The 25255-nt window shown below is 45.9% G+C and carries 21 protein-coding genes; 20 read left to right on the top strand and 1 reads right to left on the bottom strand.

Going from position 1 to position 25255, the window contains the following annotated elements:
* The first annotated feature begins 116 nt into the window (after positions 1-116).
* The 7 genes from VSQ61_RS10965 to VSQ61_RS10935 all read left to right on the top strand — a co-directional run bounded on the left by VSQ61_RS10965 (position 117) and on the right by VSQ61_RS10935 (position 6670).
* Positions 117-1991: a BglG family transcription antiterminator gene (locus VSQ61_RS10965; RefSeq protein ID WP_334344470.1), complete on the top strand. Its 1875-nt coding sequence runs from the start codon at positions 117-119 to the stop codon at positions 1989-1991.
* A complete protein-coding gene (locus VSQ61_RS10960; RefSeq protein ID WP_334344469.1) occupies positions 1972-2430 on the top strand; it encodes a PTS sugar transporter subunit IIA in 459 nt (152 codons plus the stop codon). Before VSQ61_RS10965 ends, VSQ61_RS10960 begins: the two co-directional genes overlap by 20 nt.
* 184 nt (positions 2431-2614) lie before the next feature.
* Positions 2615-2890: a PTS sugar transporter subunit IIB gene (locus tag VSQ61_RS10955; protein WP_334344468.1), complete on the top strand. Its 276-nt coding sequence runs from the start codon at positions 2615-2617 to the stop codon at positions 2888-2890.
* Between the two features lie 57 nt (positions 2891-2947).
* Complete coding sequence (ulaA, locus tag VSQ61_RS10950; RefSeq protein ID WP_334344467.1) at positions 2948-4225, top strand: PTS ascorbate transporter subunit IIC; 1278 nt, start codon at positions 2948-2950, stop codon at positions 4223-4225.
* Between the two features lie 69 nt (positions 4226-4294).
* Positions 4295-5209, top strand: coding sequence for a phosphotriesterase family protein (locus VSQ61_RS10945; RefSeq protein WP_334344466.1), 915 nt, complete (start codon positions 4295-4297; stop codon positions 5207-5209).
* 90 nt (positions 5210-5299) lie between these two features.
* Positions 5300-5920, top strand: coding sequence for a bifunctional 4-hydroxy-2-oxoglutarate aldolase/2-dehydro-3-deoxy-phosphogluconate aldolase (locus tag VSQ61_RS10940; RefSeq protein ID WP_334344465.1), 621 nt, complete (start codon positions 5300-5302; stop codon positions 5918-5920).
* 18 nt (positions 5921-5938) lie between these two features.
* Positions 5939-6670 (top strand): creatininase family protein, encoded by a 732-nt coding sequence (locus VSQ61_RS10935; RefSeq protein WP_334344464.1) that lies wholly within the window; start codon positions 5939-5941, stop codon positions 6668-6670.
* A gap of 203 nt (positions 6671-6873) precedes the next feature.
* Here the strand turns inward: VSQ61_RS10935 and VSQ61_RS10930 are convergent, their stop codons facing one another.
* Complete coding sequence (locus VSQ61_RS10930) at positions 6874-8247, bottom strand: sodium-dependent transporter (protein ID WP_334344463.1); 1374 nt, start codon at positions 8245-8247, stop codon at positions 6874-6876.
* A gap of 322 nt (positions 8248-8569) precedes the next feature.
* On the opposite strand from VSQ61_RS10930, the gene VSQ61_RS10925 reads away from it, so the two are divergent.
* The 13 genes from VSQ61_RS10925 (at position 8570) to VSQ61_RS10865 (ending at position 25254) form a co-directional block, all read left to right on the top strand.
* A complete protein-coding gene (locus tag VSQ61_RS10925; RefSeq protein ID WP_334344462.1) occupies positions 8570-9058 on the top strand; it encodes a QueT transporter family protein in 489 nt (162 codons plus the stop codon).
* A 503-nt stretch (positions 9059-9561) separates the two neighbouring features.
* Complete coding sequence (locus tag VSQ61_RS10920) at positions 9562-10320, top strand: DeoR/GlpR family DNA-binding transcription regulator (RefSeq protein WP_334344461.1); 759 nt, start codon at positions 9562-9564, stop codon at positions 10318-10320.
* A gap of 55 nt (positions 10321-10375) precedes the next feature.
* A complete protein-coding gene (locus VSQ61_RS10915; protein WP_334344460.1) occupies positions 10376-12337 on the top strand; it encodes a dihydrolipoyl dehydrogenase family protein in 1962 nt (653 codons plus the stop codon).
* A gap of 321 nt (positions 12338-12658) precedes the next feature.
* A complete protein-coding gene (locus VSQ61_RS10910; RefSeq protein ID WP_334344459.1) occupies positions 12659-15139 on the top strand; it encodes an alpha-ketoacid dehydrogenase subunit alpha/beta in 2481 nt (826 codons plus the stop codon).
* A 567-nt stretch (positions 15140-15706) separates the two neighbouring features.
* Positions 15707-16375 carry a ribulose-phosphate 3-epimerase gene (locus tag VSQ61_RS10905; RefSeq protein ID WP_334344458.1) on the top strand — a complete coding sequence of 223 codons (669 nt, stop codon included), beginning with the start codon at positions 15707-15709 and terminating at the stop codon, positions 16373-16375.
* Complete coding sequence (locus tag VSQ61_RS10900; protein ID WP_334344457.1) at positions 16344-17204, top strand: L-ribulose-5-phosphate 3-epimerase; 861 nt, start codon at positions 16344-16346, stop codon at positions 17202-17204. The genes VSQ61_RS10905 and VSQ61_RS10900 overlap by 32 nt, the downstream gene beginning before the upstream one ends.
* 19 nt (positions 17205-17223) lie before the next feature.
* Positions 17224-18768, top strand: coding sequence for an FGGY-family carbohydrate kinase (locus tag VSQ61_RS10895; RefSeq protein WP_334344456.1), 1545 nt, complete (start codon positions 17224-17226; stop codon positions 18766-18768).
* 28 nt (positions 18769-18796) lie between these two features.
* Positions 18797-19657 (top strand): MurR/RpiR family transcriptional regulator, encoded by an 861-nt coding sequence (locus VSQ61_RS10890; protein WP_334344455.1) that lies wholly within the window; start codon positions 18797-18799, stop codon positions 19655-19657.
* Positions 19658-19687: 30 nt separating this feature from the next.
* Positions 19688-20395: an L-ribulose-5-phosphate 4-epimerase AraD gene (gene araD, locus VSQ61_RS10885; protein WP_334344454.1), complete on the top strand. Its 708-nt coding sequence runs from the start codon at positions 19688-19690 to the stop codon at positions 20393-20395.
* 262 nt (positions 20396-20657) lie between these two features.
* Positions 20658-21731, top strand: a complete 1074-nt coding sequence (locus tag VSQ61_RS10880) for an ABC transporter substrate-binding protein (RefSeq protein ID WP_334344453.1) — start codon at positions 20658-20660, stop codon at positions 21729-21731.
* Positions 21732-21823: 92 nt separating this feature from the next.
* The gene (locus VSQ61_RS10875; RefSeq protein ID WP_334344452.1) at positions 21824-23326 is read left to right on the top strand and encodes a sugar ABC transporter ATP-binding protein; all 1503 of its coding nucleotides are present in this window, start codon (positions 21824-21826) and stop codon (positions 23324-23326) included.
* 3 nt (positions 23327-23329) lie between these two features.
* Positions 23330-24283: an ABC transporter permease gene (locus VSQ61_RS10870; protein WP_334344451.1), complete on the top strand. Its 954-nt coding sequence runs from the start codon at positions 23330-23332 to the stop codon at positions 24281-24283.
* 11 nt (positions 24284-24294) lie between these two features.
* Positions 24295-25254 carry an ABC transporter permease gene (locus VSQ61_RS10865; protein WP_334344450.1) on the top strand — a complete coding sequence of 320 codons (960 nt, stop codon included), beginning with the start codon at positions 24295-24297 and terminating at the stop codon, positions 25252-25254.
* Position 25255: the final 1 nt, after the last annotated feature.

Raw genomic sequence — 25255 nt, 5'->3', positions numbered from 1 at the left:
AATAATACATTTCAAAAAATGTCACTTATTAAGTGCCAGAACCTCATATCGACTTCCCTAAGTGGGCAATCCTATAATAAAAGAGAAGACGGCGGCATGTTGAGAAAGGAAAAGCGATGCTGAAAAAGAAAAGGAAGCTGGTAAAAATCCTTTCCGAATCAACAGAACAATTGTGGAATTCGGAACAGTTGGCCGGGCTGCTTCACACAAGCCAGCGAACGGTACTGCGGTATATCAAGGAGTTGAAGGAAGAGGAAGAAAAAGGCGGATTCAAGCTATACTCCCAAAAAGGAAAGGGGTACTGCTTTGAAATTGTTGACAGGGAACGGCTGCGGCAATATACGGTCGAAAATGAGGAAGTACGACAAATATTACTGAAAATCCTTTTGGAAAGGGTTAGCAGGCTGGATGATTTAGCGGAAATGTTTCATTATAGCCGTTCCGGAATGGCAGGTCTTATCGAACAGGTAACACAGGAGGCGGAGGCCCATGGTTTGAAGCTTTTTGGAAAGCCCTATGTGGGATTTGTAGTTCACGGAAGTGAGATTCATATTCGAAACTATCTCTATGAGCTGATAAAGGAAACGGACTGGGAGCAGGTGGAAGCCATATTGAAGTTTCCTAAGCAAGAACGTGCAGCTATTCGAAACTTTGTGGAAGACAAGCTGGAGAAGAAAGGGGTTGAAAAAAATACGGAAAGAGAAGTATTTTTTCTCAAATATTTTGGAATCCAGCTTCGAAGAATTCAGCTTGGTGAGACTATTTGCATCGGATTTTTTGCAAATCTGGGAAATGAAGGACATTTTCAGGATGACCTATGTGTGGCGGAAACATTGCTTAACATCTGTGGTATCGACAAACAGTCAGCAGATAATTATGAAACCGAAAGAATTTATCTGGCACTGATATATCGGCAGGCATTTTGGCAGAATGGAATTGTGGATAAGGTAGATGAACGGGATTTGGGATTTTATCAGGAGCTAGTGGAGACAGCACTTTTAAAAATTCGTAAAGACTACCACATGGATCTCTTAGAGGATGAGACCCTGACGAATGGCTTGATTCTTCATGTGGCCTCCAGCTATCGTAAGTATCTTCTGGGAATGGAGGAGGAAAATTATTTTCATAACAATATGCTGGTAACCTACCCAACGGCCTATTATTTTGCCATGGAGCTTGCTGGGGTGATATCCAATCAGATTGGGTTACCCTTAAGTAAGTATGAAGTCAGCTTTCTTGGAATGCACTTTGCATCCTTCCTGGAAAGAAATCTGCAAAATCACTCCTGGAAGGCAGCGATCATCTGCATGAGTGGGTTCGGGACTGCACAGCTATTGCAAAGCCGGTTGAAGAATTTATACGGCGATTTGGAGATCACAGGACTGTATTCTCTGGATGATGAGGAGGCTCGTTGGCAGGAAGCGGATCTTTTGATTACAACGGTTCCTTTGACGGAGGCGGAAGCTTCGGGAAAGGCGTGGGTACAGGTCTCTCCCCTTTTGACCCTGGAAGAACAGATTTCTCTGGAAAATATGTTTAAGCGGTTGGGCAGAAGAAGGCGCTGGCAGGAGAATGGCGTACCAAAGTACTTTCACTATTTAGGTGGAAAACTGAGGAAACGAGATATACTGGAGCAGATTTGTGATAGCTATGTGGAGCTTGGAAGAATTTCCTTAGAAGAGAAAGCAGGAATTATGGAGCGGGAATCTCTGGTTTCTACGGAGATTTTGGATGGTGTTGCCATGCCCCACGGACTTATTCAAAAGGAAAGCTTTTTAACCTTCATTTTGCTGGAACATCCGGTCATGTGGGGAAGGACCAGGGTGCGTCTGGTGATTCTGGGCTGCTTTCACCGGGGAGATGAGAGGATGAAGCAGGAATTGGAGCATATTTTTCAAATGCTTTTAAATGAGGAAAGAAAGGAAGAATTGCTATCTTGTAAGACGATATCACAGTTGGAGGAGAGGATAAGTGAATACTACAAAAAATAGTACATTGCAAAAATTGCTAACCAGAGAGGTAGTAAAGCTTGGAGTAGTAGGACTTAAGACGCCACAGGAGGTAATTGCATATGGTGGTAGCCTTTTAGAAGCGGCGGGAAAGGTAAACAAACAATATATAAAGGACATGATTTTGGCCTATGAGTCGTTGGGACCTTATATCGTAATGGCTCCTGGTCTGGCTATGCCCCATGCAAGGCCAGGTGGAAATGTTGTGGAAAATGGCATTAGCTTTCTTCAATTGAAAACGCCGGTAGAGTTTCAGCATTCTTCCAACGATCCGGTAAAGATTGTTATTACATTGGCTGGCGCTTCTGATAATGGGCATATTGATTTGTTGCAGGACTTGAGTTCTTTTCTTGGCAGGGAAGGTGTGATAGAGCAGCTATCTCAGATTACCAGCTATGAAGAGCTTATGAAAATGATATAAAGTCCAACTAAGAAATGTAAAGTGTTTAACAGAAATATGTTCTGTTGGACGGTAAAGTTGCGAAAGCGCACGAGAGGAACTTTCATGAGTGCACTTTCGAATGAAAGATTCTCTCATAGGTGTGCGCTGAAGTGACTTTACCCATTAGTATTGTTGCGTAGCAACTTAAAAAAGGAGGGATAAAATGCGGATTCTGACAGTATGTGGGATGGGATTCGGAACTAGTCTGATGCTTCTGATGACCTTGAAGGAGATTGGCAAAAAGTATGGGGTAGCCATCGAGGGAGAGGCCGTAGATCTGGGCTCCTACAAAGGAAAGCCTTGTGATCTAATTGCTGCTTCCGGTGAGATAGCCAAACAGATTCAGACGGATGTTCCGGTTCTGGCTATTAAAAATTTGCTCAATAAGGCAGACATTGAAGAGCAGATAAAGCCTTTTCTGGAAAAGAAAAATGGATAAGACATTAAGGAAACCCATTGAGACAAAAATGAGAATAAATAACTAGGAGGGAAGGTTATGGTAAATTTTCTTGTGAAGTTTTTAAGTGAGCCTACGATTGTTATGGGATTGGTAGCTATGATTGGCCTGCTTGCAATGAGAAACAATGCATCTACAGTGATTCAGGGAACCATGAAAACAATTTTAGGATTTTTGATTCTTTCAGCAGGCTCCAATTTGATTTGCACTGCATTAGTGCCCTTTAGTACAATGTTCAATTCGGCATTCGGTATCTCAGGAGTAGTTCCGGAGGATAATGCACTGGTAGCTGCGGTGCAGACAGTTTTAGGCTTTGAGACACCAATGATTATGCTATTTTCTTTTGCAATTAATATTGTACTTGCACGTGTAACACCTTTCAAATACATTTTCTTGACAGGGCATATGATGTTTTCATTTGCCGGAACTATGGCAATTGTTTTGGACCAAATGGGCATCAATGGATGGACAGCAATTGCTATTGGATCTGTGATTCAGGGGATCTGTATGGTACTATTCCCAGCTATTGCACAGCCTTATACAAAGAAAATACTTGGTACGGATGCGGTAGCCTTCGGCTTCTGGGGAAGCTCTCTGATTGTATTTAGCGGTTGGATTGGAAAATTAGTTGGAAAGAAGGACAGAAACGAAGAGGAGGATACCTGGGAGAAGGTACATGTATCTGAAAAACTAAACTTTTTAAAGGATATGTCTATCCTTATGAGTATTGTAATGATTGTAGTTTATCTGATTACAGCATTTGTGGCAGGCCCGGCCGTAGTGGGTGAGCTCTCCGGAGGACAGAATATGGTGGTCTACACATTGATTCAGGCAATGACCTTTGTTGCAGGCGTTCTGGTTCTGCTACAGGGTGTTCGGATGTTCTTGGGTGAGATTATTCCGGCCTTCAAAGGGATTAGTGAAAAAATTGTTCCTGGCGCAAGACCAGCACTGGATGTACCTATCTTTTATGCCAGTGGTCCTGTAGCTACAACAGTGGGCTTCCTGTGTGCTATGGTCGGCGGAATTTTAGCTACCTTAATTTCTACAGCTATGAGCGTAGTAGTGCTTCCGGGTGTCATCGGCCTCTTCTTCATGGGAGGAGCAGCCGGCGTCTTTGGAGACAAGCTAGGTGGAAAGCGTGGCTGCGTGGTTGCTTCATTCCTGCTGGGATTTTTGTTCAGCATCATTGTTGCTTTGGCATATCCGTTAATTGATGTTGGCAGATATGGAATTGAAGGGCTGTGGTTTGCTTCTACGGATGCCATAATTATATCCGTACTGATGCGCCTTGGTGGTATGATTTTTGGCTTGTAGAGGTAAGATAAATGAGATAAATGCGTACTATAGGGAATGTTACGGAACTATAAATAAAGGAGAAAGACAATGGGCTATGCACGTACCGTACTAGGAGACATCAAAGGGGAGGATATGGGATTTACATATCCCCATGAACATCTATATGCGGACCCGCCGGCTTGTCAGAAGGATCGGGATCTGGAGCTGACAAGCTATGAGAATAGTGTAAAAGAGCTGCTGAATTTTAAGGAGGTAGGTGGCCAGACACTAGTAGAGGCTTCCACCTTGGACTATGGACGGAATCTGGGCCTACTAAAGAAAATGGCAGAGGAGACAGGGGTCAATGTAATTGCCACCACCGGGTTTAACAAGCACATTTACTACCCAAACTGGGTACAGGAAAAGAGCGTGGAGGAAATTGCGGATATCCTTGCAGGGGACGTTATGGAGGGAGAGAAAGAGACAAAGATTCACGCAGGCTTTATTAAAATAGGAACCTATTACAACATGATTCATCCCTTGGAAAAAAAGACAACGATTGCTGCGGCCATAGCGCAAAAGAAATGTCATGCACCTATCTGGGGTCACACAGAGGCCGGAACTATGGGAATGGAGGTGTTGGATATTCTGGAGCAGGAGAGCGTGGATTTTTCCACGGTGGCACTAGGGCATCTGGATCGAAATGCTGACGAATACTATCTTCTGAAGCTGGCAGACAGAGGAATCTATATTCAGTTTGATGGTCCGGGCAAGGTGAAATATTATCCAGACAGTGTCAGAGTACAACTAATTAAAAGTTTGATTGCTCATGGACATGTGGACCAGCTGCTGATTTCCGGAGATATGGGACGGGCCTCTTATCTGGAAGGCTATGGAGGTGGTCCGGGCTTTCGATTTATTAAGACCAAGTTTATTCCACGTTTGCTGGATGAGGGGATTACACAAGAACAGATCGACAAAATATTTATTGAGAACCCAAGACGCTGGCTGGCAGTTTTTTAAACAAACAACGGAACTGGAAACGGCAAAACTTCGTGCAGTGCCAGAAGGATGCTGTTAGAAGTATTGCAGAACTAGAAATAGGAAAAGCAAATGTTAGAAAAAGTAAAACTAATGGCAATTATTCGGGAGGTAGAGCCAGACCATACAAAAAAGGCAATAGAAATATTAGCGGATGTGGGGGTCCGAGATTTTGAAATTTCCTTGAGTGATTCAGAGCTTGGACTTGAGTGCATTCGGCAGGCGCAGGCGGACTATGCGGGGACGGAGATACATGTAGGGGCAGGAACAGTGTCTGCAAAGGAAGAGCTGGATATTCTTGCCGAATTGAAGGTTCCCTATATACTAACTCCAGGCTTTGATAGAGAAATTATAGTCTATGCTCAGAAGAAAGGATTCGAGGTCCTGCCCGGAGTGCTCACTCCAACAGAGGTACAGATGGCCGTAAATTGCGGCATTAAAAGGCTAAAGCTATTCCCGGCAAATGCTTTTGGTCCTAATTATGTGAAAGGATTAAAGGGGCCTTTTCCTCAGACAGAATACTTTGCAGTGGGGGGAGTAAGCTTAGAGACAGCTGCATCCTTTTTGGAGAATGGTTTTGCAGGTATTGCCGTGGGAAGTAATCTGGTACCAAAGAGAGCAAAAGAACAAGATATGGCTGCAATCCGGGAGAAGGGGCGCAGATATATGGAGATTGTGAGCAGATTTCTTTAGAAAATGGAGGAAAGGCGAATGGCATTTTGGTTGAATCAGTTGACCTGGCCTCAGGCAGAGAAGCAGATAGAGAGGGTTCCGGTTGCACTGGTGCCGGTAGGGGCAACAGAACAGCATGGTCCTCATCTTCCCATTGGAACAGATGTATTTCTTGCAGAGAAGCTGGCAGCTATGGTGTCGGAAAATACAGGAGCTCTGGTATATCCCAGTGTAAACTTTGGCTATTCCTGGGTGTGGCGTGACAGAGTAGGAACCGTATCTCTGGAGCAGCCAGTATTGCAAAAGGTGTTGGAAAACATCGTGCAGTCTGTGGAGCGTTATGGAATACGCCTTCTGGTTTTTGTGAATGGTCATGAAGCAAATTCCGCTACGCTAAAATATGCAGTAAGAGAGATTCAGGATAAAACTCCTGTTAAGGTGTTGGGAATGTTCTATCCAGGCTGGTCGAAGGTGTATGAGGATTATATGGAGACGCCTACTTGGAACGGTATGTTTCATGCCTGTGAATTTGAGACTTCTATGATGCTTGCGGCGTGTGAGGAGCTTGTTTATATGGAACAGGCAGTGGAAGAATATCCGAGGCGTCCCCTCCTTTATGGAATGGACAATACTTCTATTGGAGATTTGAGCAAATCGGGAGTCTATGGCAATCCCAAAGCTGCAACTAAGGAAAAGGGTGAGAAAATGCTAGAGATTTTTGCCAGGCAGATTACTCAGATAATTATTGACTGTGGGTATGGACAACAGTAAAAGCATTAAAAAAATGAGCCTATTTTATGGATAAGATCATTCATAAACGAGGCTCATTTTTACTGCACAAAAAACAACATCTTTAAATTAAGCTCTAAAAGTTTGTGAAGGTTTCAGGCAAGAACGCCCCCTGGCGGGGCGTCCCTCATCCCCTACGCCGGCTAATGACGTTGCTGCTTAGAATAGATGCTTTTCGGTCTTCTTTATTTCGCAAACTTCTGCCAATACCCCGTCACAAAGATAAACAACACAATCAACGGCAGAATATAAGACACATAAAATCTTGCCCATTTGGGAAACTTAATGCCTTTTCCGGCATCCGCCTCCACAATAAACTTATCCCATCCCCATCCATACCGGCTGGTACAGAACAGAAGATACACCAGGCTTCCCAGAGGCAGGAGATTGTTGGACACAATAAAATCCTCCAGATCCTGAACCGTAGAACCGGCGCCTAAGGGGGCAAAGCCGCTCCACAGATTAAAGCCCAGCACACAGGGCATGGAAAGAATCAGAATTGCAATCAGATTCACCAGAACCGCTTTCTTGCGGCTCCATCCCCACAGATCAATAGCAAAGCTGATAATATTCTCAAACACGGCTATCACCGTAGACAATGCCGCAAAGCTCATAAAGATAAAGAACAAAGTCCCCCACAGCCGTCCCCCGGCCATCTGATTAAAAATATTCGGAAGAGTCACAAACACAAGTCCCGGCCCCTCCCCCGGGTCTACCCCAAAAGCAAAGCAGGCAGGAAAAATAACAAGTCCGGCCATAAGTGCAATCAGCGTATCCAGAACACAGATATTCATGGTTTCTCCCATCAAAGTCCTTTCCTTGCTGATGTAGCTTCCGAAGATAGCCATAGCGCCGATTCCCAGGCTTAAGGTAAAGAAAGCCTGGCCCATAGCGGCAAATACCACTTCTCCCACGCCGTTTTCTACAACCTTGCCAAAATCGGGAACCAGATAAAAGCTTAGACCGTCTTCGGCGCCCTTAAGGGTGACGCTTCGAATACACAGTACAATCAGAATTACAAACAGAAAGCCCATCATAATCTTAGTGATACGCTCCACGCCGTTTTGAAGCCCCAGATTACAGATGCCAAAACTCAGCAGAACTGTAATCACCATCCAAAATGTCATAGAACCGGGCGAGGCCAGCATTTCGCTGAATACACCGCCTACTTCATCCGGTGTAAGGGCAGTAAAGGTTCCCGTTGCCATCTTAAATACATAGGAAAGCATCCAACCGCCGACAGTGGTATAGAACATCATCAGCAGATAATTACCGGCCATAGCTGCATATCCTTCCAGATGCCATTTGCTCCCCTTAGGCTCCAGCACATGAAAGCTCCTGGCCGCCGACTTCTGGCTGGCCCGGCCAACGGCAAATTCCATAGCCATAATCGGCATTCCCAAAATAACAAGAAATACCAGATAAATCAAAACAAAAGCGGCTCCGCCATATTTTCCCGTTATGTAAGGAAACCGCCAGACATTGCCAAGCCCTACGGCGCATCCGGCCGAGATCAAAATAAATCCAAGCCTTGACGAAAACTTTTCTCTTTTTTCCATAGCAATATACTCCCTTATTAAACTTGCATGTGCCTGTGGATTGCTGTTTCGTAAAGACATTTCTGCAATGGCACACGAAATTATAATAACAGAGAATAGAACCTGCGTCAAATTATTTGCAAAATCAATTTGACATTTAAGCGTATCGTGTTATACTAAACAAGTTCGGATATTCATTCCGGCAAAATCCGTGTGTTCGAAACCATCCACACGTCGGCCGTAAACAGAGCTTGCGGTTGGCGCAGCAATTGCCGCATGAACAAGGAAGCATGTTCCCACGGCTTATTGCATGCGTAAAACAAAACTAAGGAGAGAAAGAAAAATGAAAGAGAACAAAGTATTATTCATGGCACAGGCTGCAATGATTGCAGCTATCTACGTGGTGCTTTGCATTGCATTTGCACCCATCAGCTACGGAGCAATCCAGGCAAGAATTGCCGAGGCCTTGGTCATACTGCCCTACTTTACACCGGCAGCCATTCCGGGCCTGTTTATCGGCTGCTTCATTGCCAATCTCATCGGTGGAAGCATCATGCTTGATGTCGCATTCGGCAGTCTGGCAACCCTAATAGGAGCCATAGGAACCTATCTGCTCCGCAAAAAAAGCCGTTTCCTTGCACCCGTCCCGCCCATCTTAGCCAATACACTAATCATACCCTTTGTCCTTCACTATGGCTACGGAGAACCCCTTCCCATCCCATTCCTAATGGGAACCGTAGGAATCGGAGAAATCGCCGTATGCGGAGTAATGGGAATCATACTTCTAACCATCTTAGAAAGATACCGAAAATTCATATTCCGAACAGCCTAGCCTGACACACGAACCACCAGGTAACCAACCCGGCAGTTAGCAGTCCTTACTCCAAATTTAACCAATTTGGACAAGAAAAAAACCGTTAACAACCTATGAAAACGCAATATATCAGAAAAAGAGCAAAACAAAAAGCCTGCGATCTCCCAAAATCGCAGGCTTTTTATAAAAACAGCTCACAAGCCAACCAACAGGGGACGAGGGAAGGGATTTCCGATATCCAGTGTCCGGCTGTTCACGAACGCTTCGTCTGCTCTGAGCGAACATTACTTCAAAACCTTAAACAACACAAAAACAACAAGAGTAATGTACGTTCAGAGCAGACGAAGTGTACGAGAACCGTCCGAACACAGGATATGGAAATCCCTTCCCTCGTCCCCGTCCGCCCCCAAAACATTTTTCCTAAAACCCAAGAAACCCTGTTGACTTACATGTTATAAAATGTTATAATCTGTTACAAGTTAAGAAAAGAACATAACAAATCTTAACAAGAAGGAACCTACATGAACCAGCTTCGCAGAGAAAAGATCGGAAAATATATTCAGGAAAAAGGCGCAGTCACCGTAAAAGAAGTCAGCGCTCTTTTTCCTGATGTCAGTTTAATGACCGTTCACCGTGACCTGGAGAAGCTGGAAGAGGAAGGCATCATCATCCGAACCAGGGGCGGAGCCATATCTGCGACCCCGGGAACCAGCCCCACAGAGATCAAGCTGGAGACCCGAATGCAGACCAACTGGAAAGAAAAAAGGGAAATGGCCAGAAAAGCTCTGCGTCTCATAGAGCCGGGAAGCGCTGTATTCCTTGATGCGGGCACCTCCAACATGGCTTTAGCCCAGGCAATCCCGGACATAGATCTCAACATCTTCACCACAGGTCCCGGAATCGCATTGGAACTGGGAAAGCTGTCCATCCCCACCGTCCATATGTGCGGAGGAACCCTGAACCGCTTCAACCAGGCAGTCTCCGGCCAAAGCACTCTGCAGATGCTGGAGCAGATCAACATTGCCACCGCATTCTTAGGCGTATCAGGCTATACGGAAGATGGGGGGTTCACCTGCGGCAAAGAGGATGAGATGCTGGTAAAGCGCTTGATGATGAAAAAAGCCGGAAAAAAAGTCATCTTAATGGACAGCTCCAAGTGCGGCAGAATCCTCCCCTATACCTTTGGTAATGTAGAAGATGCCGATTACATTGTCAGTGACGGTCAGCTCCCGAAGGAAGTACAGGAGCGTGCGGAGCAAGCAGGAACCGAAATCCTTTAAGCCCGTAATAGTAACACAAAATATATATAATAAAGAAATTATGGAGGGAAAAGAAATGGCAGTAGGCGTATTAATGCCAAAAGCAGGAATCACGGTAGAAGAATGCATCATTACCGAGTGGCTGAAGAAAAAAGGCGACCATGTAAACGTGGGCGACATACTCTTCACCTACGAGACAGATAAGGCATCCTTCGAGTGTGAATCCACAGCAGAAGGAGAGATCCTTGAAATTTTTTATGAGGAAGGAGACGAAGTACCTGTTCTGGTAAACGTATGTGCAGTAGGACGGCCTGGCGATGATATCTCCGGAATCAAAGATGGAACCGCATCCGCAGCGGAGACAGAACCGGCTCCGGCGGCTGCACCTGCACCGGCAGCAGCGCCTGCAGCGGCACCGGCGGGAAATATGGCTCAGGGCGTACTGATGCCCAAGGCAGGAATTACCGTAGAAGAGTGTGTAATTACCGAGTGGAGTAAGAAAAAAGGCGATCATGTAAATGTAGGTGACATACTTTTTACTTATGAGACGGACAAGGCATCCTTTGAGTGTGAATCCACGGCAGAAGGAGAGATTCTTGAGATCTTTTATGAGGATGGCGACGAAGTACCTGTTCTGGTAAATGTATGTGCTATTGGAAAGCCCGGTGACAGCATTGAAGGTCTGAAAGAAGGAACAGCGCCAGCGGCGGCACCTGCCCCCGCAACAGGAGCAGCACCGGCGGCAGCGCCCGCAGCGGCACCGGCCGGCAATGTGGCTCAGGGTGTACTGATGCCCAAGGCAGGAATCACCGTAGAAGAGTGTGTGATTACTGAGTGGCATAAGAAAAAAGGCGATCAGATTAAGATTGGCGATATCCTCTTTACCTATGAGACAGATAAAGCGGCATTTGAGTGCGAATCCACAGCAGAAGGTGAGCTTCTTGAGATCTTCTATGAGGACGGAGATGAGGTTCCTGTTTTGGTAAACGTATGTGCCATCGGGAAACCGGGAGACAGCGTAGCAGGCTTAAAGGAGGGGACAGCATCCGCAGCCGTACCTGCGCCCGCAGCGGCAGCACCCGCAGCGGCACCGGCTCCGGCAGCATCAAACGGTCCGGCCAACCCGGATGCCAAGGTATCCCCCAGAGCCAGAATGGCAGCAAAGAATTTGGGTGTGGATGCAACGGCAGCAACACCTACCGGACCTCATGGACGTATTGTTGAAGCAGATGTAAAGGCATATGCGGCAAGTGCCCCGGCTCCGGCAGCAGCGGCAGCGCCCGCAGCAGTACCTGCGCCCGCAGCAGAAGCGGCTCCGGCAGCGGCAGTTCCGGCAGACGTGGAATATGTAGATGTGAAGTTCTCCGGTGTGAGAAAGGCTACCGCAAAGGCAATGGTGAAGTCCTTAAGTACCATGGCTCAGCTGACCCATTATCATACCTTCGATGCAACGGCTCTTATGAACTTAAGAAAGCAGATTAAGGCCAATGGAGAAGCAATGGGGATGCCCAATATCACTCTGAACGATATGGTAATGTTTGCAGTATCCCGGATACTTCTGAATCACTCTGATTTGAATGCAATTATGCCGGAAGACAACGTGCTTCGCAAATACACCAATGTACATCTGGGAATGGCAGTAGATACTCCCAAGGGACTGATGGTTCCGACCATTTTCAATGCAAATAAGATGACGCTTTCCCAGCTGTGTGTAGAAGCGAAGCGCCTTGCAAAGATTTGCCAGGAGGGCAAGGCTGCTCCGGATATGCTGTCCGGCGCAAGCTTTACTGTATCCAATGTAGGCTCTCTTGGAGTAGAAATGTTCACACCGGTTGTAAATCCGCCTCAGGTAGGTATCCTTGGCGTCTGCGGTATCACTACAAGAGTGAAGGAAGTAAATGGCGAGATCAAGACCTATCCGGCTATGGGTCTCTGCCTGTCCTATGACCATAGAGCACTGGACGGAACACCGGCTTCCAAGTTTGTGAAGGAGCTGTGTAACGCTCTTGAGAACATTTCTCTGTTGATGATGAAATAATAATTAGTCAGCCAACCAGGGCTTAAAGCGCTTTGGGGCTTTGAGTCCGTCCGTCCAATTTATAATATAAAAACTATCCGCATTAATCAGCGGAAGGAATAAATATAACATCCTACAGGTATACCTCAATGCACAAAAAACATGTGCAGATCAAAGAAACACCCTACGGGCATACCTTAATGCACAAAAACATGTGCAGATCAAAGAAACACCCTACGGGCATACCTTAATGCACAAAAACATGTGCAGATCAAAGAAACACCCTACGGGTATGCCTTAATGCACAAAAACATGTGCAGATCAAAGAAAGGAGATAAAGAAATGCCAAAGTCATTGTACATCGATCCCGACAAAATGCGGGCGGAGGGAAAAATTACCTTTAAAGATATTCCCATCAACACCTACAAGAAAACCATAAAAGAGGAGATGGAGGAAGGAAACTTCACAAAAGAGGATTTGCTTCGCATCTTCCGTGACATGACCATCTGCCGTGAGTTTGAGGACATGTTAAATCAGATCAAGACACAGGCAAAATATGCGGATGTGGATACTACTTATCCGGGTCCGGCTCATCTTTCCCTTGGCCAGGAAGCGGCAGCAGTTGGAGAGGCTTATCTGCTGAGCAAAGAGGACTTTACCTTCGGAAGCCACAGAAGCCACAGCGAGATTCTTGCAAAATGCCTTTCCTGTATTCAGAAGCTGGATGACAAGGAGCTTTTGGATGACATGGAGAACTTCTTTGAAGGCAAGACTCTGAAGGCTATCAAGACCGTCAGCAAGGCGGAAGGCGATGTAAAAGAGCTTGCTATCGAGTTCATTGTATACGGCGCATTGGCCGAGCTGTTTGCCCGTGAGAACGGATTCCATAAGGGACTTGGCGGCTCCATGCATGCATTCTTCCTGCCCTTTGGCGTATATCCCAACAATGCGCTGGTAGGCGGTTCCGCAACTATTTCCACAGGTGCGGCCCTGTATAAGAAGTGCAATGATAAGGGCGGCGTAGTAGTTGCCAACCTTGGTGATGGTTCCATGGGCCGTGGCCCCGTATGGGAGGCTCTTTCCTTTGCAACCATGGATCAGTACCGTACTCTTTGGGAGGAGGGCAGAAAGGGCGGACTTCCCCTGATCTTCAATATCAACAACAACTCCTATGGTATGGGCGGTCAGACCTACGGCGAGACCATGGGCTATGGTGAGCTGGCACGTATGGGAGCCGGCGTTACAGAGAGCCAGCTTCATGCAGAGAGAGTTGACGGCTACAACCCGCTGGCAGTTATTGATGCATACCGCAGAAAGCTGCCTCTGGTAAAGAGCGGAGAAGGCCCCGTATTCCTGGATGTTGTTACTTATCGTCTGTTGGGACATTCCACTTCTGACCAGAACGCATATCGTACCAAAGAGGAGATTGAGGCATGGAGAGCTCAGGATCCGCTGGTAACCTACCGCAAGGCTCTGGTAGACGCAGGTGTTGCAGAGGACAGCGAGTTTGAAGAGATTTGGGCAAAGACCAAAGAGAGAATGGCTCGCATCTGCCGTCTGGCAGCAGACAAGGATGCATCTCCTTACCTTGACTTTGACAATGACCCGGGAATCATTGAGCGCCTGATGTTCAACAATGAGAAGAAGCGCAACATGGATCCCTCCAGAGAACCGGCTGTTACAGGCCCCAAAGAGAGCTGCAAGCGTTACACAGATATTCAGAAGAAGGTTCGTACTCACTATCTGGATGGAAAAGAAGTAAGCGCCATGAAGCGTTACAATATTCGTGATGCTATTTTCGAGCCCATGTTTAATAAATACTATGAGGATCCCACGCTCATCGCTTATGGCGAGGACGTGCGTGACTGGGGCGGCGCATTTGCCGTATATCGTGGATTTACGGATGTAATTCCCTACTCCAGACTGTTTAACTCACCCATTTCCGAGACTGCAATCGTAGGTACCGGCGTAGGCTATACCATGTGCGGCGGCCGTGCGGTAGTAGAGCTGATGTATGCAGACTTTATCGGATGCTGCGGTGACGAGATCTTCAACCAGATGGCAAAATGGCAGGCCATGAGTGCGGGAATCTTAAAGATGCCTCTCATCTTACGTGTATCCGTAGGTTCTAAATACGGTGCACAGCACTCTCAGGACTGGACTTCCATGTGTGCCCATGTACCAGGACTTAAGGTATGCTTCCCGGCAACACCTTACGAGGCAAAGGGCCTTATGCAGGCCGCATTGAACGGAACGGACCCGGTAGTATTCTTTGAGAGCCAGAGAATCTATGATATCGGTGAGAAGTTCCATGAGGGCGGAGTTCCTCAGGGAGAATATGAGATTGAGTTCGGTGATGTGGACGTAATTAAGACTGGTTCCGACATTACCATGCTGACCATCGGGGCAACTCTGTATCGTGCATACGATGCGGTGAAGGAACTGGAAGAGAAGTATGGCTTGTCCGTAGAACTGATCAACCTGCACAGCTTAGTTCCCCTTGATTACACCAAGATTCTGGAGTCTGTAAAGAAGACCGGAAAGGTTGTTATGACCTCTGACGCTTGTGCAAGAGGAACCTTCCTGGATGAAGTTGCCAAGAATATTACGGAACTTGCATTTGATTATCTGGATGCACCGCCTGCAATTGTTGGTGCTCAGAACTGGATTACACCACCCTTCGAGTACGATCATTACTTCTTCCCCCAGAAGGAGTGGATCTTGGATGCGATCAATGAGAAGCTGATTACTTTGAAGGATTACAAGCCGGTTACCAATGTGACGGCAGAAGAGCAGCTTAGAAAGTTGAAGCTTGGAATTTAATATTATAACTATAAATGAGTAAATTCCAAAAAGTGCACAAAGATCTAAGAAATTTGTCTTTGTGACAAAGACTTTTCGTAGTGGTTTTGACTTAAAATCCGCATAACGGAGATTATATTGTGCAATGTCTCAAATTTGCTCATTTATAGATTATAACTTATAGTTGAAATGATGAGAGGTGCTTTCCTTTTACAAGGAGGGCATCTCTTTTTTATTATGGAAAAGAACGTATAGGCAATGGGGGCCATAATCAAGGAGAAAAGAATAGCAGTCTGCCATTGGTTGAAACCATAAAAATTCTGATTAGTTCATAATCTATGATTCATGTCGAGCATTTGCAGAACAGCTTAGTGTGTTTGATTGGAGTAAAATATCTGAAAAAATAATTCATATTGAAGTAAAAAGAATGGAGAATTCTGTATTTTGCACAATAATTTTCAGATAAACAAGAAAACAATCAGTGAATATTGGACATAATGCAAGAAAGAACTATGCCTTGTTTACTTCAAACTTTTATATTGATAGTATTAAGTTGAAGTTTTTAAGAGAAAAAAGGAGTGAAAAACAATGGTGGAAATCAGTATTTCTGCATTTGCGGCAGATCCTTTCCATTTGGAGCGGGATCTGAAGGCAATACAGCAGAGTGGGGCGGATGGTATACATGTGGATGTGATGGATGGACATTTTGTTCCCATGTTCGGTTTCCATCAGTCCTTGATCCGGCAGATGATAGATTTTGATCCCATCTGCGGTGATATTCATCTGATGGTGAAAATGACACAGCCTATACTGGAGCGGTTTTTGGAGATTTCCTGCCGGAAACTGACACTGCATGTGGAGTCGGCGCAGCCCGCAGAACTAACTGCCTTTCTGAAGCGGATTTCCCGAATAGGTATAAGCTCGGGACTTGCCATTTCGCCCGGTACCGAGCCGGAACGGTTGAGGCCGTTTTTTCCCTATCTGGAAGAGGTTCTTGTTATGAGCTGTACCCCCGGCACGGAAGGGGCAGTGTTTGAAGAACAGACATATGAGCGAATCCGTATAATCCGTAGACTGCTGGAGAGGGAAAAACTGGAAGGAAAGATTGCGGTAGACGGTGGATTAAATGAAGAGCGGGCTGTATCCTGTATCCGAAGCGGAGCAGATCGGGTGGTGATAGGCAGAGCATTTTTCACATCAGAAGACAAGAAAGGAGTGGTAGAACGTGTTAGGAGAGCATCTGCTGGGAATTTATGAGAAGGCGCTGGATGCTGAGGATGACTGGTATCAGCGGATGGAGAAAGCCAGAGAACTTGGCTTCGATTTTCTGGAAATCAGTATTGACGAGACAGATGAACGCCTTTCCAGAATTTACGGAAACGACAGAGAAATATATCAAATACAGGATGCGGCCCGCAAGGCAGGGGTCTTTCTTCAGTCCATGTGTCTGAGTGTTCATAGACGGTTTCCCTTTGGCAGCGCAGATCCGGAAATCCGTAAAAAAGCAGCGGACATTATGGAGCGTGCCCTTGTATTTGCAGACAAGATCGGCATTCGGGTAATTCAACTGGCTGGTTATGACGTATATTATGAGCCGTCTACAGATGAGAGCAAGAAGCGTTACGAGGAGGGGATGGCTTGGGCAGCTTCCAGGGCGGCCAGATATCAGGTAATGCTCGGAACAGAGATTATGGATATTGAGCTGATGAACTGTATCTGTAAGCACCTGGTGTATGAGGAGAAAATCGGTTCTCCATGGTATAAGGTATACCCAGATGTGGGAAATATTTCAGCATGGGGAATTGATCCCCTGTCGGATCTGGAGGCGGGAATCCACAGTATTGTGGGGGTTCACCTGAAAGATACTCTTTGCAGAACTGCCGATAAACCAGGTGTGTTCCGAGACGTTCCCTTTGGACAAGGCTGCGTAGACTTTGCAGCCTGTCTTGGAAAGCTGGAGGCGTTGGGATATACGGGTCCTTATATGATCGAAATGTGGCACAAGAAAGGACAGGACGATGGAGCGCTGGTAAGAGAAGCCAAAGCTTTTATTGAGAAGCAGTATCAAAAAGGGATTAAAATGTAACAGGAAAGGAGTGAAGACTATGAAATATTTTCTGGGACTGGATAACGGAGGAACCACCACTAAGGCTGCTGTTTACGATAAGACTGGCAGGGAAATCTGTGTGGCATCTACAGCCACGAAAATGGTGGTGCCGGCTCCCGGCTTTGTAGAACGGGATATGGAGGAAATGTGGGAGGCCAACTGCACCGTCATACGCAAAGCACTGGAAAAAAGCGGGATTTCTTCTGCGGATATAGCGGGTGTAGGCATATGTGGCCATGGGAAGGGTCTGTACTTGTGGGGAAAAGAAGGACGTCCTGTGCGCAACGGCATTATTTCTACGGACAATCGGGCTTGGAAATATCCTGTTCGCTGGAAAGAGGATGGGACGGAGGAAAAGACTTTCCGGCTGGCCTGCCAGAATATCATGGCCTGCCAGCCGGTGGCAATTCTTGCCTGGCTCCGAGAGCATGAACCGAAGTGCATGGATCAGATTGAATGGATTTTTGAGGCCAAAGATTACGTGCGTTTCCGCCTGACTGGGGAAGCTGGAGCGGAGTATGGCGATTCTTCCGGAGCAAATCTTATTAATCTTCATAAGAAAGATTATGATATGGAGCTTTTGAAGCTCTTTGGTCTGGAGCAGTACAGGGACGCATTGCCGCCTTTGTGCGAGGCGGGGAAAATCTGCGGCTATGTGACTGCGGAGGCGGCAGAAAAATCAGGACTTCTGAAGGGAACTCCGGTAATAGGCGGAATCTTTGACATTCAGGCATGTATGCTGGCAGCGGATGCGCTTACCGAGGAGAAGCTCTGCATGATTGCAGGAACCTGGAGCGTGGCTCTATATCTTTCTAAGAAACCAGTTATGGAGAAGAAACTGCTTCAATATATCCGAAATACCGTATTTATACTGCCGGAATATTATCTCATTGAGGTTGGTACTCCTGCTTCTGCCGGATGCAACGAGTGGTTTATCCGGGAACTGCTGCCTGAGGCGGTGCAGAAAGCGGAGGAAGAAGGAAAGAGCATCTATGAAGTTATGAACAGCTGGGTAGAGGAGATTCCGGTGGAAGAGCTTTGTCCGGTATTTATGCCCTATCTTTTTGGAAGTAATGTTCATCCCCTTGCCGAGAGCTGTTTTGTAGGGATTACCAGCTTTCATACCAGAAAGCATCTGGTGAGAAGTGTTTACGAGGGGATTGCCTTTTCCCACAGGCTGGATCTGGAACATCTTTTGGAATCTCGGGCGGACAGGCCGGAGGTGATCCGGCTTACTGGCGGTGTGGCAAAATCCAGAGTATGGACACAAATGTTTGCGGATGTAATGAATATTCCCATCGAGACTGTGGATGTGGATGAAACGGGAGCTTTGGGCTGCGCCATTGCAGTTGCGGCGGCAGTGGGGGCTTATGACAGCATGGAAGAGGCAGCTGCGGCAATGGGACGGATAGCAGGAAGAGTAGAGCCCATCCTGGAACATGTGGAGCTGTATAACAAAAAATACGATTTATACAGGAAGACAACACGGGCATTGGATAGCGTTTGGGATGCGTATCGTTCCCAGGAGGATGCTGGTCTGTGATGGTCTCAAAGAATGAGAGGAGACTTGCATGAACGAGCTGATTGTCAAAATGAGATTTCTGATTCCTACATTATCGAGGACGGAGAAGGCCATTGCACAGGCTTTGCTGGAGAAGCCAGAGCTTATCTGTATTATGACGCTGGCAGAGCTTGCGCGGGAGACGGACAGCAGTGATGCTTCAGTGGTGCGTTTTTGCAGAAAAATGGGATATTCCGGTTTTACAGAGATGAAGCAGGCGTTCGTAAATGCACTGAAAGACAGCAGTATTATGACGATAGAGGCTATAACTAAAGAGGATTCCGTGCTGGACAATCTGCGGAAAGTGTATAAGAGCAATATGCAGGCCCTGACCGATACAATTCTTCTGGCAGACGGTGATGTTTATGAGATGGCGGCGCAGGCCCTTTTGAACGCAAAGTCCATTCATTTTTTCGGAGCTGGAGATTCTGCGGCTGTGTGCCAGCTATTTTACTTTAAATTCCGAAGGCTTGGAATTCCAGGATCTGCACCGTCGGATGCTGTCATGCAGATTATAGAAGCCAGTAATTTGGGGTTGGGAGATGTGGCGGTGGCCGTTTCCTACGAAGGAAAATCTCGGACCGTATTGAATGCCATGCGGGTAGCTAAGGAAAAGGGCGCCACCATTATCTGTGTCACGAAAATGAGCAAATCGCCCTTGCTTCGCCTGTCTGATATCAGCCTGTTTATCGCTACCAGCGATGTAACCACGGGACGGGATATTGTTGCTAGGAGAATGGCGGAACAGATGGTGATTGACGCACTGTATCTGAGCGTTCTTGTCCGCTCAGAGAAAGAATATGACAAGAATTTAAACAGTACATCTAAATTCTTAGAACTGAACAAAGTGCGGGGAAAAGGATTTAAATGATAAAACACTATATGTAGGAGGAAATTGTATATGAGTTTGGAATCGTTAAAACAGGAAGTCTATGAGGCCAACATGGAGCTGGTGGAGAAGCGGCTTGTGATTTCCACATGGGGAAACGTGTCCGGTTATGATGAAGAGAGCGGATTAATGGTGATTAAGCCCAGCGGCGTACCTTATTCAGAGCTCAGACCCGATCAGATGGTTACGGTAGATCTAGAGGGAAATGTAGTGGACAGTGATTATGTGCCCTCCACAGATACGGATACCCATATTGAATTGTACAAGGCCTTCAAGGACAAAGGAATCAAAGGAATTGTACATACCCATTCTCAGTTTGCGACTATGTGGGCTCAGTTGGGAATGAATATTCCCTGTTATGGAACCACCCACTGCGATTATTTCTTTGGGGATATTCCCTGTACGCGTCTGATGACTACTAAGGAAATTGAAGAGGCATATGAGAAGAACACAGGGAAGGTGATTCTGGAAGAATTTGAGAAACGCAGTTGTGTGGAAATGCAGGCAGTGCTGGTGCACAGTCATGCGCCTTTTACCTGGGGAAAAACACCTCATGCTGCAGTTATGCATGCACAAGTACTGGAGTATATCTCCAAGATGGCAATTTTTGATTATATTGCTACTCAGGGACAGTGCGAGCTTATTAAAGACAATATTAAAATGAAGCACTATAATCGTAAATTTGGCCCCAATGCATATTATGGGCAGCATAAGAAATAGAAAAAGAGGAAAAATGAAATAAAACAGAGAAATAAATTCTTCAAAATGAAGTACAGAAGTTGGAAAAACTGTGCAATATTACTGAAATTGTAGAATAATTATATAAAATAAACCCTATTAAGAGGGCATAATAGTTAAAAATATACGAGAATATTTACTCCAGCACTTTAAACAGCTAGAATGAATTGTAGCAAAAGGAATTCCAAATGCATGCGAACAACAAAAAGATTTTATGAAAACGAAAGTGGAGGTATTTATATTTATGAAAAAAGTACTTGCGTTAATTCTTTCACTAACCATGATTTGTTCATTGGCTGCCTGTGGCGGCGCTTCTATGGAGGGGGAGACAACCCCGGCACCAGATACAGAGACAGAGTCTCCGGCGGCGGACGCAGAGGATGCAGAACCGGCGGCGGACGCAGATGCGGTTGGTGCGACAGAGTGGGTATGGCCTTCCAAGGAAGAGCTTCATGTAGGATATTCTCAGGCAGACCTGGCAAGTACCTGGCGTACTGTAGAGAGTGAGGATATGCAGAGAGTGGCAGACGAGCGTGGATATAAGATCACAATCGTAAATGCAGAGGGAGATACCGAGCAGCAGCTTTCTGATGTAGAGTCTTTGCTGGCACAGGGCTGTAACGTGATTGTAATCACAGCCGTAGACGGCGACGCTATCCAGCCGGCTCTTGACAAGTGCAAGGAGAAAGGTGTTCCGGTTATTATGAAGGCCAGAGGTTCCAACGGTGTTCCGGGTGTTGACTATGTAACGTTCTTCTCATCTGACTTCGTAGCAGAGGGCCGTTATGCAGGAGAGTGGATTGCCAAGGCATGTGCGGATAAGGAAACCATCAAAGTAGCAGAGATTCAGGGAATTTTAGGTGGAACCGACGTGCGTGACCGTTCCGGCGGATTCCATGAAGTAGCGGACAAAGAGGGCAACTTTGACTTCGTAGTTGAGCAGACGGCAAATTTCTCTCGTACTGAGGCGCAGGAAGTTGCAGCAAACGTATTGCAGTCTACTGGCGGAGAGATTGATGCGTTCTACTGCCACAACGATGAGATGGCTCTTGGAGTATCACTGGCATGCCAGTCCGCAGGTCTTAAGATTAACGAGGATGTGTACATTGTCGGTGTAGACGGTATGTATGAGACCTTTAACGCAATCAAAGACGGTACAGTATCCGCAACCATTACCTGTACTCCGAAGTTTGCGGAGCAGGTATTTGACGGAATCGAAGCTGGAATCGCAGGCGAGACGCTGGAAACCTTCTATGCAATTGAGGATGTTCCGGTAGATGCAACTAATGTAGAAGAGAATTACGATTTGGGCTTCTAAGATCTGGAAATTGATACGCCTCTGATGAGGAAAAATGAATGTAAGAGACTGCTGTGCTGCAGCAGTCTCTTATCATAAAGAGGAGCGGCTGTATGAGCGATAATATATTGGAAGTACATGGACTGACAAAAGAATTTGCAGGTGTTAGAGCGCTTGACAATATTGAATTTTCCGTAGAAAAAGGTGAAATTCATGCGCTGATGGGAGAGAATGGAGCCGGAAAGTCAACGCTCATCAAAATATTAACAGGTCTTTACAAAGCAGATGGCGGTAAAATCATCTTTCAGGGCGAAGAGAGAAAATTTACGACCGTATTAAGTGCGCAGAAGGCAGGAATCAGTACGATTTATCAGGAGCTGAATATGATTCCCTATCTGACTGTAAGTGAGAATATTTTTCTGGGACATTATCCCTATAATAAGGCAGGAATTGATTGGAAGAAGATGCATGAAGATGCCCAGGCGCTGATTGATGAGCTTGGAATTGACATAGATGTAAAAAGGCCACTGAACAATTACAGCACAGCAAAACAGCAGATTATTTCTATTATACGTGCTGTTAATTTCAACAGCAGGCTGTTAATTATGGATGAACCTACATCTTCTCTGGATACCAACGAGGTGGAGATTCTGTTTGGGATCATGGATAAGATGAAGGAAAAGGGCGTATCTATGATTTTTATTTCCCATCGTCTGGACGAGGTCTATAAAAAGTGTGACAGGATCACAGTTCTTAAGGATGGACACTATATGGGAACTTGGAAGACAGAAGATCTTTCAGAATATGAATTATTGAAAACAATGCTCGGAAAGAAAGAGGTAAAGCTTGAGCGTACTCTTCCGATCCGTGATTTCGGTGATAAAGAGGACGTCCTGGAGGTTAAAAATCTTGTCAGGGTGCCCTATGTAAATGATGTAAGCTTTCGGATCAAAAAAGGAGAGATTCTGGGTCTGGCAGGCCTTCTGGGGGCAGGACGTACAGAGACGGCCAGAATTATCTTTGGCTGTGACCATCCTGATTCTGGTGAGATCTATGTGGAAGGAAGTCAGGTGAAAATAAAATCCCCAGAAGATGCAATCCGTTCTGGTCTGGCTTTCTGTACAGAGAACCGGCGTGAGGAGGGAATTTTCCCGGATGTGACAGTACAGAGCAATCTGACCATCTGCTCTTTGAATCAGCTTTCCAAGAGTGGTTTTATCAATGCGAAAAAAAGAAAACAGCTTTCGGATGATTATATTCAGAAGCTGTTAATTAAGACAACCGGGGGAGAACAGCTGATCAAGAATCTGTCAGGCGGAAACCAGCAGAAGGTAATCCTGTCCCGTTGGATGGCCATTCATCCGAAGCTGATTATTCTGGATGAGCCTACCCGTGGAATTGATGTAGGTGCAAAGGCCGAGATTGAGAAGCTGATTCATGAGTTTTCCGATAATGGTATAAGCGTGCTCTTTATTTCGTCGGAGATGGCGGAGCTTGTGCGCAACTGCGATCGGATTCTGGTACTGCGGGATGGGCGGATTATGGGTGAGCTGGTTGGACAGGAAATTTCAGAAAAGAGTATTATGGAGACCATTGTAACAGGAAAGGAGAGATAAGCAATGACGAAAAAGAAGGGCATCACATTGGATTTGGCGTTTTTTAAAAAGAATATTGCTCTGATTTTATTTCTGGTATTGCTGATTTTTAATATCATTTCCACAAATAATTTCCTGAGCTGGATTACATTTAATAACTTTTTTAAACAGGTATCAAGGGTATGTCTCGTATCTTTAGGAATGTCGCTTGTTATTGCCACAGGCGGTATTGATATTTCAGTAGGCTCGGCTATGGCTCTTGGTTCCGTGCTGGCGGCGCTGGGGATTGTACACGCATCTCCTCTTCTGATAATAATTTCTGTGATTCTGGTAATCGGATTTGGCTGTCTGGCAGGAGTAGCAGTTTCAAAGTTCGCGATTCTGCCTATGGTAGCCACATTGGCACTTCGATATGTCATGCGTGGAATGGCTAAGGGTATCAGTGGTGCGGCAAATGTAACCTATACAGCGCCCAAGCTGACGGCTTTCTTCACACAGCCAGTTGTGGGACGTATCCCGGTTCATTTCTTTATTTTAGTTATTGCTGTTGCGGTTATTTATATTCTTGTAAATAAAATGAAGCTGGGAGCAAGAATAGAGGCTTACGGAAATAATCCTGTTGCAGCGAGAAACTGCGGTATTAATACCGTGAAAATCGTCATTTTCTGCTATGCGGTTACAGGAGCGCTTTCCTGGGCAGCAGGAATGCTGGAGGCAGTTGTGGTATCCAGTGCACATCCGTCTACCATTGGAACGGATATGGAGATTGACGCCATTGCGGCAACACTGATTGGCGGAACTCCAATTGACGGTGGATATCCTAATATCGTTGGAACAACCTGTGGTGCATTTGTGCTTCAGCTGATTTCCATGATGTGTAATATGAATAATGTATCTTATCCTGTAACCTTGATGTTGAAAGCCGGTATTGTTCTGGCAGCTCTTTATTTCCATGGAATTGGGAAACGTTCACGTTAAGGAGGGAGAACATGAATAAGACAAAATCATTTTTCAGCAATAATATAGCTCTGGTAGGTCTTCTGATTGTATTGATTGTGGGTATATGTGTACAGAGAACCTTTGTATCGCCAGAAAACCTTTGTAATCTTCTCCGTTCAGCCAGCCTGATGGGATTTATCGGAATCGGAATGACATTTGTGGTACTCTGTGGCTCCATCGATCTAAGCGTGGCGTCCGTATTTGCTTTGGCTGGATACCTGATGCTGAATCTTTCGCAGTACAATATGGTTCTGGCGCTTGTTGTACCACTTTTGGCAGGTGCGGCTGTGGGTTTGCTCAATGGTGTTCTGGTTGAGAAGCTTTCGATTCCGGCATTTATTGCAACACTGGCGACACAGATGTTTGTCCGAGGGCTGGTACAGATGTTCTGTAATCAGGAAACGTATAAGGTGGATTCTGTACCCATGCCGCTTCTGGCTCTTGGACGCCTGACCTTTGGAAAAATTCTGCCGTTGCCGTTGATTCTGTTTATGATTGCTACACTGGTTGCTGCCTTTGTATTGAACCGGCGCTTTATTGGGCGGTCTATGTACATTGTGGGAGGCAACCTGGAAGCAGCAAATATGATGGGTGTCAGCGTACCGAAAACTATGATTACCGCCCATATACTATGCGGTGTACTGACCTGCGTTGGCGGAATGATTTATACTTCCCGTGTAGGAGTTGCTTCTCCGCTGGCTGGAACCGGATATGAGATGTACGCTATTGCGGCAGTTGTTCTGGGGGGTGCTAAACTGACAGGCGGCGTGGGAAAGGTATCGGGAACCTTTATCGGTACATTGATTATGTCCTCTTTCTCAAATATTTTCAGTATGCAGAACATTCTGAGCGCCGTATGGTCAGACGTAGTTGTAGGTTCTGTGCTTCTGATAGTGATTATGGTGCAGGCTGTGGTTACACTTTACAGCAAGGGAAAGAAAGAGGTGTAAT

The sequence above is a fragment of the Candidatus Merdisoma sp. JLR.KK006 genome, assembly GCF_036941035.1.
GTDB lineage: Bacteria > Bacillota > Clostridia > Lachnospirales > Lachnospiraceae > Laedolimicola.
This window is presented reverse-complemented; position numbering and strand designations above follow the sequence as displayed.